Origin of the sequence: Limisphaera ngatamarikiensis, assembly GCF_011044775.1 — a bacterium.
In the GTDB taxonomy this organism is placed as follows: Bacteria; Verrucomicrobiota; Verrucomicrobiia; order Limisphaerales; family Limisphaeraceae; genus Limisphaera; species Limisphaera ngatamarikiensis.
The window spans coordinates 1-13,721 of the sequence record NZ_JAAKYA010000072.1 but is presented as its reverse complement, the minus strand read 5'-3'; the positions used below and the strand labels follow the sequence as shown (position 1 = coordinate 13,721).

Annotated in this window: 11 protein-coding genes; 9 read left to right on the top strand and 2 right to left on the bottom strand. The window is 64.2% G+C overall.

Features of this window, described 5'->3' with window-relative positions:
- Positions 1 to 23: 23 nt before the first annotated feature.
- From G4L39_RS10450 to G4L39_RS10420, 7 genes are all read left to right on the top strand, one after another.
- Positions 24 to 704, top strand: coding sequence for a metal-dependent hydrolase (locus tag G4L39_RS10450; protein ID WP_165108048.1), 681 nt, complete (start codon positions 24 to 26; stop codon positions 702 to 704).
- Between the two features lie 219 nt (positions 705 to 923).
- On the top strand, positions 924 to 1,739 hold the full coding sequence (gene kdsA / locus G4L39_RS10445; protein ID WP_165108047.1) for a 3-deoxy-8-phosphooctulonate synthase: 816 nt from the start codon (positions 924 to 926) through the stop codon (positions 1,737 to 1,739).
- A 471-nt stretch (positions 1,740 to 2,210) separates the two neighbouring features.
- The gene (locus tag G4L39_RS10440; protein ID WP_205880947.1) at positions 2,211 to 3,962 is read left to right on the top strand and encodes an LptA/OstA family protein; all 1,752 of its coding nucleotides are present in this window, start codon (positions 2,211 to 2,213) and stop codon (positions 3,960 to 3,962) included.
- 24 nt (positions 3,963 to 3,986) lie between these two features.
- Positions 3,987 to 4,796: an LPS export ABC transporter ATP-binding protein gene (lptB, locus tag G4L39_RS10435; RefSeq protein ID WP_165108044.1), complete on the top strand. Its 810-nt coding sequence runs from the start codon at positions 3,987 to 3,989 to the stop codon at positions 4,794 to 4,796.
- Between the two features lie 52 nt (positions 4,797 to 4,848).
- Positions 4,849 to 5,805 carry an HPr(Ser) kinase/phosphatase gene (gene hprK, locus G4L39_RS10430; protein WP_165108043.1) on the top strand — a complete coding sequence of 319 codons (957 nt, stop codon included), beginning with the start codon at positions 4,849 to 4,851 and terminating at the stop codon, positions 5,803 to 5,805.
- Between the two features lie 259 nt (positions 5,806 to 6,064).
- A complete protein-coding gene (locus G4L39_RS10425; protein WP_165108041.1) occupies positions 6,065 to 7,231 on the top strand; it encodes a hypothetical protein in 1,167 nt (388 codons plus the stop codon).
- A 3-nt stretch (positions 7,232 to 7,234) separates the two neighbouring features.
- On the top strand, positions 7,235 to 8,236 hold the full coding sequence (locus G4L39_RS10420) for a DUF72 domain-containing protein (RefSeq protein WP_165108039.1): 1,002 nt from the start codon (positions 7,235 to 7,237) through the stop codon (positions 8,234 to 8,236).
- A gap of 353 nt (positions 8,237 to 8,589) precedes the next feature.
- Here G4L39_RS10420 and G4L39_RS10415 read toward each other — a convergent pair whose 3' ends face one another.
- Both G4L39_RS10415 and G4L39_RS10410 read right to left on the bottom strand, forming a co-directional pair.
- The gene (locus tag G4L39_RS10415) at positions 8,590 to 9,522 is read right to left on the bottom strand and encodes a 2-oxoacid:ferredoxin oxidoreductase subunit beta (RefSeq protein ID WP_165108148.1); all 933 of its coding nucleotides are present in this window, start codon (positions 9,520 to 9,522) and stop codon (positions 8,590 to 8,592) included.
- Between the two features lie 35 nt (positions 9,523 to 9,557).
- The gene (locus G4L39_RS10410) at positions 9,558 to 11,384 is read right to left on the bottom strand and encodes a 2-oxoacid:acceptor oxidoreductase subunit alpha (protein ID WP_165108037.1); all 1,827 of its coding nucleotides are present in this window, start codon (positions 11,382 to 11,384) and stop codon (positions 9,558 to 9,560) included.
- Between the two features lie 1,548 nt (positions 11,385 to 12,932).
- On the opposite strand from G4L39_RS10410, the gene G4L39_RS10405 reads away from it, so the two are divergent.
- Entirely contained in the window at positions 12,933 to 13,160 is a 228-nt protein-coding gene (locus G4L39_RS10405) for a hypothetical protein (protein ID WP_165108036.1), read from the top strand.
- Positions 13,161 to 13,721: RHS repeat-associated core domain-containing protein (locus G4L39_RS15815; protein ID WP_205880946.1), on the top strand; the 561-nt coding region annotated here is incomplete at its 3' end.

The following is a 13,721-nucleotide window of genomic DNA, read 5'->3' as shown; positions in this document are numbered from 1 at the left end:
AGTCAACCCCAAAGGCTGGAGCCATGAAAGTCACCTACTACGGTCATTCCTGCTTCGCCGTCGAAACCGGCGGACGAACCCTCCTGTTCGACCCCTTCATCACGCCCAATGAACTGGCCAGGGGCATTGACATCAACCGGGTCCAGGCCGATTACATCCTCATCTCGCACGGGCACTTCGACCACATTGCGGACGCGGTGACCCTGGCCCAGCGCACCGGCGCCACGGTGATCTCCAACTACGAAATCACCGTCTGGCTGGGCCGGCAGGGCGTGCAGCGGACCCATCCCATGAACCACGGGGGCGCCGCCCGATTCGATTTCGGCCGCGTCAAATACACGCCCGCCATTCACTCCAGCAGCCTGCCCGACGGCAGTTATGGCGGGAATCCCGGCGGGTTCCTCGTCGAGACATCTCAGGGGGCCTTCTACTATGCGGGCGACACGGCCCTGACCTATGACATGCGGCTCATCGGGGAGAGCACCCGCCTCCGGTTCGCTGCGTTGCCCATCGGCGACAATTTCACCATGGGCGTGGACGACGCGATCAAGGCCGCCGAATTCCTGCGCTGCGACGAAATCCTCGGCGTCCATTACAATACATTCCCGCCCATCCGAATTGACACCGCCGACGCCGTCCGGCGGTTCAAGGCGGCTCACAAGAACCTCTGCCTGCTCCTGCCGGGCGAAAGTCACAACTTCTGATCCGGAGCAGGGTCTGGCGCCCCGGGCTGCCGCGACATGGCAGGCCGCTGGCCTTGACGGTGCGGGCTCCGACCCCAACATCCGCACTCACTCACGCCAGCCCCACAACACGCCGGGGGCTTCATCGGCCGGCGGATCGGCTGTTCTTTCACTGGGCTTGCGCCCGCCGACCTGCATTTACAGCCCCGGTCAGGCCTGTTACAAAGTCCGGCCGTGACCATGAACCAAACGCGCTTGTGGAAAACGTTGTCGGGGCGGCGGTCGCTGTTTCTGATCGCCGGGCCGTGTGTCATCGAGAGCGAGGAACTGTGTCTTGAAGTGGCCGGCTACCTTCAAAAAGTCTGTCGCCGGCTCGGAATCCCTTATGTATTCAAGGCCAGCTTCGACAAGGCCAACCGTACCAGTGCGGATTCCTTTCGCGGCCCCGGCCTGACCGCCGGCCTGGCTGTGCTCGATCGGGTTCGGACCCGGCTCGACGTCCCGGTCCTGACCGATATTCACACCGAAATCCAGGTCAAACCGGCAGCCCAGGTGGTGGATATCCTGCAAATTCCGGCGTTTTTGTGTCGGCAAACCGATTTGATCCAGACCGCGGCGGCTTCCGGACGGATCCTGAACATTAAGAAGGGCCAGTTCCTGTCGCCCATGGAAATGGAACATGTGGTGGCCAAGGCCCGCAAAGCCGGCGGTGATCGATTGCTCCTGACCGAACGCGGCAGTTGCTTCGGTTACCAGAACCTGGTGGCCGACATGCGCAGCATCCCCATCCTACGCCGCCTGGGATTTCCGGTCGTGTTCGACGCCACGCACTCGGTGCAACTGCCCGGCGCAGGGGGGACCGCCTCCGGCGGCCAACGAGAGTTCGCACCGGTTCTGGCACGGGCTGCGGTGGCCGCCGGCGCCGACGGCGTCTTCATCGAGACGCATCCCGAGCCGGATCGCGCACTGAGCGACGGCCCCAACATGATCCCTCTGGCCGAAATGCCCGGACTGCTCCGCACCCTGGTACGCCTGTTTGAATGCAGCCGTCGGTGACAATGCGTCCGGGCTCCTGGCACGACCCGGCCCGGTAGGGACGGTGTTTGTCCCGGCGGATTCGGGACGGCGGAGGACGGACGGTACTTTGCGGCGGGACCTCCCCGGAAGACCTCCCGGCGCGGCTGGCTCGGCCCGGGGAGCGAGGGCGTCAAGGGTGACGCGCTTGCGCACGCGGCTTTCTTCCGGACTGGCCATCCCCCGCCGGTTGAGCCAGCTTTGGTCCCGGGCATGGCCGGAATCATGATGCCAACGCAAGCCGACAACGCGTCGGCGCCGGGGACACCTTCCCGGCGGCCGGGCGCGGTTTGCCCTGCCCCGGGTCGGATCGGAATGCTGCGACCGGGCGCTGGCAGACGGCCGTGTGTGGATTGGGTGGCGTGGATGGGACGGCTGGTCTGTCTCGCGGCCTTGCTGCGGGCCGGCGCGACCCTGCCACAGACCCCGGGTCCGGCACCCTTGCCAGGGCTGGTGCTGGAGGATTTTGTCTGGCCGGAATATTATCCGCCCCCGAACGAAAAACAGCTCCGGTTCCGCCTCCAGGCTGCAAAGGCCGAACCGGCGGAGGGTGCCTGGGTGCAGGTCCGCGAAGTGGTGCTCGAACGATACGCCGCGGACGGTCGCGTGGAGCTGCACGTGCAGACGCCGCGCTGCGACTTTCACACCGCCACCCAGGAGGCACGGTCGGATGGTCCCCTCGAAGTACGACTCCAGTCCGACCGGTTGGTTCTTGAAGGCCAGGGCTTCCTGTGGCGGCAGAGCAACGCCTGGTTGGTCGTATCCAATCGCGTGCGTACTATGTTGCGTGGCGGTTGGTTGGCCGAACAGGTCGGGCCTTTGGGCACCAACGCACAACCGTTGCGCCTGCCGGGCGTGGGCGAGGGCGAGGTGCGCATTGAGGCAGACCGGTTCCTGTTCGAGGGATCCACCGGAAGGGTCGAATTCCTCGGCAAGGTGCGCGCCACCGAGACCCAGGCCGCCCTGGCATGCGATGAACTGCAATTTGTGCTTTCGGGCGGGCCGACCGGACGGGTGAACAGGGTGGAAGCGCGGGGCGGCGTCAGCCTGGAACGAGCCGGTCTGAAGGCCACGGCGGAACAGGCCGTGTTGGATCCGGCCCTCGAACGGGTGGAGTTGACCGGTAACGTCCAGTGGGAGCGGGCCGGGGCGTCCGGCCGGGCCGACCTTCTCCAATGGGACCTCCGGAGAGAAACCCTTCAGGCGCGCGGCCGTACGGTCTTGCACTGGACACGTGCAGCCGGGGGCATGGTGCCCGGACTTCAGAACGCACTGGCGGCCGGAAACGGCCCCGTCCAACTGACCGTCACCTCCGATTCCAGCGAGCTCAGCCCGCGATTGGCCCGGTTCGAGGGAAACGTGGACGTGATCGAAACGCCCGCGGTGGGGCCGCCCGCACGACTGATGTGCTCCCGACTCGTGGTTCGGACCGACGCGAACGGCGCGCTGGAATCGGTGGACTCGACCGGCGGTGTCATTTTCGAAAGGGAAAATCTGCGCGTGTCCGGCAGTTCCTGCCTCTACCAGGCGCGGTTGAATCGCGTCGAAGTTGCCGGCCCCGCTCATTGGGAGGCGGACGGGCGCTCAGGTGCGGGCGATCGTCTGTGGATGGAGCCCGACCGCCAACGATTCGGTGTGGAGGGTAACGCGGAACTGGTGTGGCCACGGCCACCGGGCGACATGTTGTTGGGTGTGGCCGGAGCGCCCCCGGGCGGTGCGACCGTACTCCATGAATCCGCCGGAACCGACGCCGACCCCGCCGCCGGTGAACCACTCTGGACCCGGGTCCGGTGTGGATCCTACGTCTGGTCGGCCGACCAACTGGAATTCACCGGGGGCGTGGAAGTGGAGGATCCCCAGATGGAAATGAGTTGTGCCCGGTTGCGCGTACGGCCACCGGCTGAAGGTGAGGGCGAGCCGGATCTCATGGCCGACGGCGGCGTGATCGTCCGCCTGGCCGGTCCGGCCGCGGCCCGGATCACCGCCACGGCCCAGCGTGCCGAATATGAGGCGGCCGCGGCCAGGCTCCGGTTGACAGGTCAGCCGGTGATTGAGCGCGGCGATGGCAGTCGCTTCGTCGCAGAGGTTGTGGAGTATCACCGGCGTACCGGGGTCATTTCGACCGTGGGAACCTACCGGGCACGCGTGGAGCGCGGCGACAACCCCGGCACCAACGCCCCGCCGACTCTCCCGTGGCCCCGGTAAGACCCGTCAGGCGCCATTTGGACCATGCATGCGGAGGAAACACAACCTGAAACGCCAGCCCGCCCGGAACCCTCGGCCCACCCGGGTCGGGCCGTGAACGGTCAGGCGTCGGAGCCCTTGTTGGAAACTCGCGACCTGGTGAAACATTACCGGCGTCGCCGGGTGGTGGACGGCGTCTCCCTCCGTGTGGCGGCGGGCGAAATCGTGGGTCTGCTGGGCCCCAACGGTGCCGGGAAAACCACCACCTTCCAGATGGTGGTCGGTCTGGTGCGACCCGACGCGGGCCGGATCTTCTTTTGCGGACGCGACATCACCCGGTTGCCCATGCATCGACGCGCCCGGGCCGGCATCGGTTACCTCACTCAGGAGCCCTCGGTCTTCCGCAAGCTGACCGTGGAACAAAACATCCTGGCCATTTTGGAGGTTTGCGGGATCAGCCGGGCGGAACGCAGGTTGCGACTGCAATACCTTCTGGAGGAACTCGACCTGACCCGTCTGGCCAAACAACGTGCGTGGCAACTGAGTGGGGGTGAAAAACGCCGCCTGGAAATTACGCGGGCCCTGGTCACCAGCCCCAGGCTTCTCCTGTTGGACGAACCCTTCAGCGGCATCGATCCCATCGCGGTGTACGAGGTGCAGAAGATCCTGCGCAGGCTGAAGGAACGCGGTCTGGGCATCCTTATCACCGATCACAACGTGCGCGAGACCTTGAAGTTGGTGGACCGGGCCTATCTCATCCACCATGGCCAGGTGGTGTATGAGGGGCTGGGCGTGGACATGTTGGAGGACCCCAGGGCGCGCGCCATCTACCTCGGACCGGAATTCAACCTGTAAAAGCCCGCCGGTGCCCCTCGAACCGGGCCGCCGGCAACCGGAGATTCGACTTATGGGTGCGCCAGAAAAAGAGACCGTCACAGTCGAGCGGTTCTATACCGAATTCGCGGATGAACTGGGCCTGCGGTTGATCGCCGGGGCGGGCGGACTGAAACGGGTGATCCGCGAACCCACGATCAATCGCCCCGGCCTGGTCCTCACCGGGTTCACCCGCTACTTCGCATTCAAACGCATTCAGGTCCTCGGCAATGCCGAGACCCATTACCTGCGGTCCCTGGACCGGGCCGAACGACTGAAACGGTACCGCCTGCTTTTTTCCAAACCCATCCCCTGCGTGGTCTATAGCCGCAGCTTGCGGCCGGACCCGGACCTGGTGCGCCTGGCCGAGAAACAGGACGTGCCCCTGTTCCAATGTCCCCTGATTACCATGCAGTTCATCAACCGGGCCACCATGGCCCTGGAAGCCCTGTTCGCGCCCCGGTGCACCGAATTGGGCAGCATGGTGGACATCCTCGGCATCGGCGTCCTGATCCGCGGCGAGAGCGGCATCGGCAAAAGCGAAAGTGTCCTGGCGCTGATCGAGCGCGGTTACAGCCTCGTATCGGACGACGCCACCCGGTTCACACTCGTGGAGGGGCACCGTCTGATCGGCACCAGTCCGGAACTGACCCGGGGTTACATGGAAGTGCGCGGCATCGGCATCATCAACGTCGCCGCCATGTTCGGCGTCCGCAGCGTCCGCCTGAGCAAGGAACTGGACCTGGTTATCACGCTCAAACCCTGGGAGGAGGTGCCCGACGTGGATCGCCTCGGCATGGAGCAGGAATACATCGAGATCCTCGGCCAGAAAGTGCCCCACATCACCCTGCCGGTGCGACCGGGCCGCGACCTTGCCCGCCTGATCGAAGTGGCCGCCTTCCACATCAAACTGGTCGAGTCCGGTCATAACCCGGCCCGGGAAATGAACGATCGGTTGCTGGCTCACATGGCCGGGGAACGCAGGCTCTGATCCGCCGGGTTCCGGTCCGTGTCCGGGATTCCAGGCTTTCGTCTTTCTCCTCTTGCACCCACCGGTGCAAATGACACACACGACCGAGGCCGGGGTGTGCGTGTGAAATCCGGGCGAGGCTTGGAATGGAAGCCAACTTGCCTCCAGCGTTCCGACACGTTCCAATAAATGACGTCAGCAGCGCCCGGTCACCGAACGGTGGCCGCCACGGTTGCCCACGGCGCCGGCCCTGCAACACGCAATGGAACGGAATCCCGGCATGGACCCGTCGGACTTGACCACGGTTCGAATCACAACCGAGCCCGTGCCCGGTGGCGTGCGAATCGTCTTGCCACCGCGTCCTGGCGGTCCGCTGCGCACAATCGGCATATTGCTGGTGATCGCCGCCCTCGTTGAACTCGCGTTTGTCGGGCGTCTCCTCTGGATCGCTCGGAACACGGCTGCATCAAACCTGGGCCTTTTGATGTCACTCTTCGGGGTAACGTTGTTGGTTGCTGCAGCCCTGTTCTGGCCGGGCGCAACGTTCGCATGGGGACGGACCGAGGTCTTGTGCACGGAAGGGCGCCTGAAAGCGCGGCAACGATGGCGCTGGTTGACCCTTTCCCAACGGGTGCCGAACAAACCACCCATCGGGCTGGAAATCCGGCCCTTCCGGGCCCGGCAAGGTGGAACGGGAAGCCCGTCCGATTCCCACGGTTCATGGTCGTTGGTGGCCCACTACGCCACGGGTTCAATCGCCAAGCTTGCAGCTGATTATCCCCGGGAATGGCTTGTTGAGCTCGCCAAGGAACTCAAGCCATTTTTGGACGCAGCTCTTCACAAACCGGTTCCTGTTTGGGATCTTGGGGACACCGTCTCCCTGGCAGAAGCGGAGTCGGTATGGCTGGAAAGCGGGGCCCCGGTTCCGGGCCTCAGCTGCGAAAAGATCGATAAGGAGGTCCACCTCCAACTGCATCCGACGGGCTGGCACGGATTGGCGTCTGATCTTTTGCTGGTGGGTAGCGGATTTGTCGGCATCCCTCTCCTTGCGGCAACCCTGATCCTGACGGGCGTGCCCCCGTCGAAGGGGGGAGGTGATGTGAACCGCTGGGAGTTCTGGGTTGGTATGGGGTTCCTATTCTTGACAGGGCTCGTTCTCTGTTTGTTCAGCATCAACCAGGCCCTGCGGCGGGTGACCCTCGTGTTGGACCCCTGGGAATTGCGGATCCAGATCCGGAGTTTGTTGCGGACACGGAACCTTGCCTGGCAGCGGCCGGAAATTGCTGGGGTGAGCGTGGGCCCGAGTTCGATCGAAGTCAACGGTCAACCGCTGCCGGAATTGAAAATCGCATTGGCTTCCGGGAAAGTCCGGGGTCTTTTGGTCGGCACACCCGAGGTCACCTTGCGTTGGATCGCGGGGTTTCTCCAGCGCGAGTTGAAGTTCTAGATCATGCACCCCCCTGAGCTCTTTGACTGTGGAGAAACGCCGCATCCGACGCCTTTGGACCGCGAGTTCGTGCGGGAGCAGCTCCGAAGGCTGACTCTGTCCGGGATCTTCATCGGGACCTCCTCTTGGAAATATCCGGGATGGATCGGTCAGGTCTATGACCGCAACCGCTACCTCTGGCAGGGTCGGTTTGCCGAGCGCAGGTTCCAGCGGGAGTGCCTGGGTGAGTATGCGGAGGTTTTCCCGACCGTGTGCGTGGACGCGGCCTATTACACCTTTCCCACGCGGGCCATGCTGGAGGGATTGGCCGCACAGGTGCCCGGTCAGTTCCGTTTCGCGTTCAAGGTCACTGATACCATCACGGTGAAACGCTTCCCCAACCTCGACCGTTTCGGCCCCCGGGCCGGCCAGCCCAATCCGGATTTCCTCAACGCGGACCTCTTCCAGGAGAACTATCTCGAGCCCATGACGGTAATCCGGGACCGGGTGGGACTGTTGATCTTCGAGTTCTCGCGATTTTATCCGGCGGACTTTGCCCGCGGTCGGGATTTCGTGGAGTCCCTGGACCGGTTTTTGGCCCGGTTGCCGGCAGGCTGGCCGTACGGTGTGGAGATCCGCAACCGGACTTTTCTTCAGCAGGAGTACTTTCAGTGCCTGAGACGTCACGGCGTGGCGCCCGTGCTGAACAGTTGGGAGGGCACACCGCCGCTGGCCGATCAGGTCCGTCTGGCTGCTGCAGACCAATGGGAAGGCGCGCTCGGGGTCCGACTTCTCCTGCGGCCCGGCCGGCGCTACGAGGACGCGGTGCGGTCGTTCAGCCCGTATGACCAGATCCGGGACCCACAACCCGACACGCGCGCCGCCACGGTCGAACTCATCCGGAGCTCCCTTCGGACCGGCCGTCCACGACCGCTGTGGGTTTATGTGAACAATCGTTTCGAAGGCAACGCACCGGGTACCATTGCCGCCGTCCTCCAGACCCTTGCGTCGACCGGGAACCGTTAGGCCGGCCAGCACCCATCGGCCGTGCATGGACCGGGAGTGCAGTCCGGATCGCGGGTTGGCGAACATCACCGACGCCAAGACCGCCCAATGCCCCGGCCTGCATCTCCGCCCAACAGCGCAAGCGCCTGCCGTTGAAGGGAAGGGGACGCCACGGGGCCGGTTCTCGAATCACAGAGATCACAGAGGACAGGAGGGCTACCGGGTGTGCCCGGCCCAACGGAGGAATGCCCGGGCTCCGGTCTTGTGGGGTGCTCGGCATGGGCGAATCCCCGGTGTCCTCTCAGACCGGCACGCAGGAGGGACGAGGTTAAACCCGCAGCCTCGCCCGAGGGGAACGGATTCGCCCGGGCATCTTACTTCATGCGGTCGAAGGTTTTTTGAAGGATTTGCCAGTCTTTCAGGTCTTTGAACTTCTCCCGCGCGGCCTTGATGATCTCCTGCTCGCGCTGGTTTCTCGTGGGGCGTTTGACCTGGTAAAAGATGCCGAAGTATCCGGGGAAGGGCGCATTCGCGAGCTCGTAGGCAGCCAGCTCGTCGGTCACATCATGATTCGCCGGCACGGTATTGAACACGCCACCCTTGCGGGGGTTGGCGGCGTCGAACGCACCCTCGTAAAACTCCACGCATTCGCTCAGGCACTCCACGAAGCTGAAGCCCTCATGCTGCATCGCGGCCTCCATCATCTGGAGGAGGTGATTGGGGTTGGTGTGGGTGGTGCGGGCGACGAAAGTGGCCCCGGCGGCGATCGCCTGTTTGATGGGGTTCAGCGGTTGGTCCACGGCGCCCCACGGGTCGGTCTTGCTCTTGAACCCTGGGGGTGAGGTGGGCGAGGTCTGTTTCTTGGTCAGGCCGTAAACCTGGTTGTCCATCACCACCAGCGTGAGGTTGACGTTGCGACGCGCTGCGTGGAGGAAATGGTTGCCGCCAATGGAAAAGGCATCGCCATCGCCACTGAAGACAAAGACGTGCAGATCGGGCCGGGTCAGGGACAATCCCGTGGCGAAGGCCAGGGCCCGGCCATGAATGAAGTGGGCGCCGTGGGCCTGCACAAAATACGGAAACCGACTGGAGCAGCCGATGCCCGAGACGCTCACAATGTTTTCATGCCGGATGCGGGCCCGCTCCATGAGTTTGAAGTAGATGGCCAGCACGGAAAAATCGCCGCACCCGGGACACCAGGTCGGATGATCGGCCGCCAACTCACGTTTCGTCAGCGGCTTGGGCTCCTGGGCCGCCGCAGCGGCGGCCTGGGCGCCGGAAGGGGTGGTGGTGGTGACGCTGCTCATGGTCGGACTCACAGGTGACATTTCTGAAACCGTGTTCATGCGCTTCGGGCTTCCAAAGCGTTCAGCTTTTCCTGCAGACGTTCCAGGATCTCACGGACTTTGAAAGTCAGACCGTCGGTCTTGTTGATGCCGCGAATATTGGGGTTGCAGTACCGGGCCCGCAGAATCGAGGCGAGCTGGCCGTAACCGTACAGGCCCTCGTCGTTCATCTCCACCACGAAGATGTGCCGGAATCCGGAGAAGATCTCTTCCAGCCCGTTGGGGAGCGGGTTGAGATGACGCAGGTGCAGGGCCGAGACGCTCAACCCCTGGGCCCGGGCACGATCCACCGCCTCCCGGATGGGGCCACGCGTGGATCCCCAGCCGACCAGCAGGACCTGCCCCTCGTTGGGGCCGTAGGTCTCCGGCCGGGGCAGCCGCCGGGCCAGCGCCTGAAGTTTCCGACGCCGCTTGGCCGTCATGGCTGCGTGGATCTTGGGCAAAGCCGAGGGATGACCCATCTCGTCATGTTCCAGACCTGTCAATACCGGGTACTTGCCGTTGAGTACCCTGGTCCCGGGCGGAATGTGGTGGGTTACCCCGTCGGGTGCATTCAGGTCGTAGGGCTTGTGTTCGGGAACGGGATCAAACCGCGGGGAGATGTCCTGACAGAGCCGCTCCAAGTCGGGCTCGAGAAACGCCTCGATGCGGGTGGCGATGGACTGGTCGCTGAGAATGAACACCGGCACGCTGAACTCGCGCGCGATGTTGACGGCCTCGATCGCCGTATAAAAACAATCCTCCACATCTGCCGGCGCCAGGACCACCCGCGGCGCGTCCCCGTGACTGCCGTAGCAGGCAATGAAAAGATCCGACTGCTCCGGGTTGGTCGGCATCCCCGTCGACGGGCCGGCCCGCTGCACGTCAATAATCACCAGCGGAACCTCCGCATTCACCGCCCAGCCCACCGCCTCGCTCTTGAGTGAGATTCCGGGCCCGCTGGACCCGGTCACGGCCAGATAACCGGCGTAGCTGGCCCCGATGGCCATCGAAATTGCCGCGATTTCATCCTCCGCCTGGACAAAGATCCCGCCATACTTGGGCAATTCACGCCGCAGAATCTCCATCACCTCCGACCATGGCGTGATGGGGTAGGCGGCGCCGAAGCGAATCCCTGCGGCGATCAACCCGTAGGCCAGGGCTTCGTTGCCGCTCATGACCACCTGGGCCCGCTCGCGCTTTCGACTCTCCGCCAGCCGGAAGACCTCCTGCAGATGGTTGGCGGCGTACGCGTAACCGGCGTGGAAGGCCAGGAGCGCGTTCCGCACCACGCTTTCGTCCTTGCCCTGAAAACGTTCGCGGATCAGTTGCTCCAGTTTGGGCACGTTGAGATCGAAGAACCGGGCCACCAATCCCAACGCAAAGATGTTTTTGCCCTTGTCGCGGGCGGTGCCGCCGATGGCTTCGATGGTTTGGCTGGTGATGGGCACCCCGATGTGGACGTAGTCGCGTTGCCACTCGGGTTTCGGCTCCACGTTGTCGGTGTCGTAGAGTACGATTCCACCCTTGCGCAGGGAATGAATGTGGTTTTCGTAGGAGTGCTGGTAAAACGCCAGCAGGAAATCGGCGTCGTCGCCCGCGCTCAACACCTCCCCCGACCCGATCCGCACCTGAAAAATGGACGGCCCGCCGGAAATCGTGGACGGGATCGTCATGTACGTCATGACCTCCTGTTCACTCCGGCCGGCCAGCCGGGCCAGGATCTGGCCCATGGCCTGAATGCCGTCCTGGGAGTTGCCAGCAATCCGTATGACCGCTTCCTGGATGGGATGAATCCTCTCAACCGCCTCGGGCGGGGAGGCACTTTGAATTGTCTCGCTCATGGTCCAAAGGAACCTGCCTTTTCGCGCGGTCGGCCCCCGGCGCGCCCCGGCGCCGTCGGCCCAGCTACCCGGTTCAACCCGCGCGTCAAACGTAGCCTACTCCGACCCCGGGTTATGTCAAATGCTTATGGCCGCGTTTAATACCCTTCCGCTCGGCCCGGGGCCCCACACTCGAATCGAGCCGCAAAGGCGTCAAAGGTTGCGAATGAACACCATTTGTATTCTCGATGCCAAAAAGTGTGCGGAGTACGGAGGGGAGGGGTGCCTTGCGGGATTGCGCTGTACCACGCCGTCCGCGGCTTTTGTCCTGAGGATGCGTGCCGATGGGAGCGGGACTGCCGGAGGACCATAACCCCCGGCCGGGTCGAGGTGCGAACCCCCCGGGTTCAGAAGGGCGTGACCTTGCCTTCCGGAGGTTGTCCCGGACAGATCAGCACTCCTCCCGGGCTGCAATCGCGCAACAAACTGGCCGCAAGGCCGTTGCGCCACACGCCCCAGTGACGATTGGATGAGCTGGACTGTTGTCAAACCACATTATTCATGAGCGTGACGGATGCCCTGGCGCCGGGCCGAGTACGATGGGGAGCTGAAGGGCTCGACGATGCGGCCGGTCATCCTCCCGGCAAAACGGGCAGGTGCGGCTGACGATGATCCCCCTCACCCGGGTACACGACCGTGCAGCCGCGGGCTGGTCACCCCCGATAACGGCTCATGGGAAAAAGCCCGCACACGCACGCGCCGCCACGGTTGATCTCTCCGGACACGTTCTCCAACTCTTGTGCGGTCATTGTGCTGGTCGAAGTTCCTCGCCCTTCCGCGCCGGGTTGTCCCCGTAATCCCCCGGAGTTTCGACCGGCCGCGTGCCCGGAGATTGGGCAGCGCGGACCCGCCACCGTCCCTCGCGCCGCCCCAAAAGGCGCCGGTGCCCCATGTGGGGCTCAGGGGGCCGGTAGGGACCGCGCGGGTCCGGAATCCGACAGGATCGTGGTCCACCGCGTTCCCGCGATCCGTATGAGAATGCGGGCACGGAAGACCGTGCCCCCGCAATGATTGCCTGGGAGGCACCGTGTAATCGCGGTCCCCAAGAAAAGGCAGATCACGGTGACCTTTGCGGGACCTGCAACCACCCGATGGCCGGGTGCCCTTACGAGCTCCGACAGGTTGGGAGGGACGGCGTCCCCGCCGTCCGCAAGAGTATTGGGCACAGGGGACTGTGCCCCTCCCGGCGGGCGTTTGCCCGCGCAATGTTTCAACCGTCGAGGTCGGAGACCCTCTTCGGCAGCGTGAGCCGCCGCATGGGCGGGCACAGAGGACTGTGCCCCTCCCTCAAGGTCCCGTGGGAGGGACCGCGTCCCAGGCCGTCAGCTCGATGCGCGTGTAATAAGCTGCTGATCGGAAGCGATACCGGCCACCCGGCTTTTGCCGGGACAAGGGGCTGCGGAAAACATTGTCGGACACCAACCGCCGCCATGGAGCTCTGGACATGCTTTGTGCGCTCTCTTCTGGCCGTTCTCCGTGTCCTCTGTGTCTCTGTGGTTGAGCCCCTCCATGCCTCTGGACCGACCGGACCGGCTGCAGGGGGAGGTGCGGTCGGCGGTGGTGGTGCAGACGCCGGAGCTGCTCGTCCACGACCTGGACGGGAATCTTGTCCGGGACGGTCGGTGGGTGTACAGTTGGGATGCTGAGAACCGGCTGGTGCGCGTGATGAGCTGGGGCAACCTGGATCGGCGTCGGGTGGACTGGACGTACGATGCGTTGGGGCGTCGGGTACGGTAGGTGCGGTACGTCTGGACCAACAGCACGTGGCAGGTGGTGGAGGATCTGAAGCTGGTGAGTGATCCTGTACTGTTCGGTCGTCACATTGCGGAGCTGAACGGGACGAACGGTGCGCTGGTGCGGTCGTACGTGTGGGGATTGGATGTTTCGGAGACCTTGGACGGAGCGGGTGGTGTGGGCGGGTTGTTGTGGGTGCGGTTGACTGGTGGGCCTGCTGCGGGGGTGCACTTTGTGACGTATGACGGCAACGGGAACGTGTGGACCCTGGTGTCCGCGAGCACCGGTACCGAGACTGCGCGGTACGACTATGGACCGTTTGGGGAGCCTTTGCGGCTGACGGGTGCTGCGGCCGGTTCGAATCCGTTCCGGTTCAGCACGAAGCGGACGGAGGACGGCACGGGCCTGGTGCTGTACGAATACCGCGCCTACAGTCCCAGCATAGGAAGGTGGTTGAGCCGGGATCCGATGGGGTGGGAATCGTTGCAAGGGCCGGTGGTGAAGTTGCGGAGAAAAGCGCGCGCCGACCTCGCAGATTATGCGTTCAGTCGAAACACACCAGTT

Excerpts from the sequence above, each read along its gene's own strand:
- G4L39_RS10450 (WP_165108048.1), top strand. The coding sequence starts at position 24 with ATGAAAGTCACCTACTACGGTCATTCCTGCTTCGCCGTCGAAACCGGC.
- kdsA (WP_165108047.1), top strand. The coding sequence starts at position 924 with ATGAACCAAACGCGCTTGTGGAAAACGTTGTCGGGGCGGCGGTCGCTG.
- lptB (WP_165108044.1), top strand. The coding sequence starts at position 3,987 with ATGCATGCGGAGGAAACACAACCTGAAACGCCAGCCCGCCCGGAACCC.
- hprK (WP_165108043.1), top strand. The coding sequence starts at position 4,849 with ATGGGTGCGCCAGAAAAAGAGACCGTCACAGTCGAGCGGTTCTATACC.
- G4L39_RS10425 (WP_165108041.1), top strand. The coding sequence starts at position 6,065 with ATGGACCCGTCGGACTTGACCACGGTTCGAATCACAACCGAGCCCGTG.
- G4L39_RS10420 (WP_165108039.1), top strand. The coding sequence starts at position 7,235 with ATGCACCCCCCTGAGCTCTTTGACTGTGGAGAAACGCCGCATCCGACG.
- G4L39_RS10415 (WP_165108148.1), bottom strand. The coding sequence starts at position 9,522 with ATGAGCAGCGTCACCACCACCACCCCTTCCGGCGCCCAGGCCGCCGCT.
- G4L39_RS10410 (WP_165108037.1), bottom strand. The coding sequence starts at position 11,384 with ATGAGCGAGACAATTCAAAGTGCCTCCCCGCCCGAGGCGGTTGAGAGG.
- G4L39_RS10405 (WP_165108036.1), top strand. The coding sequence starts at position 12,933 with ATGCCTCTGGACCGACCGGACCGGCTGCAGGGGGAGGTGCGGTCGGCG.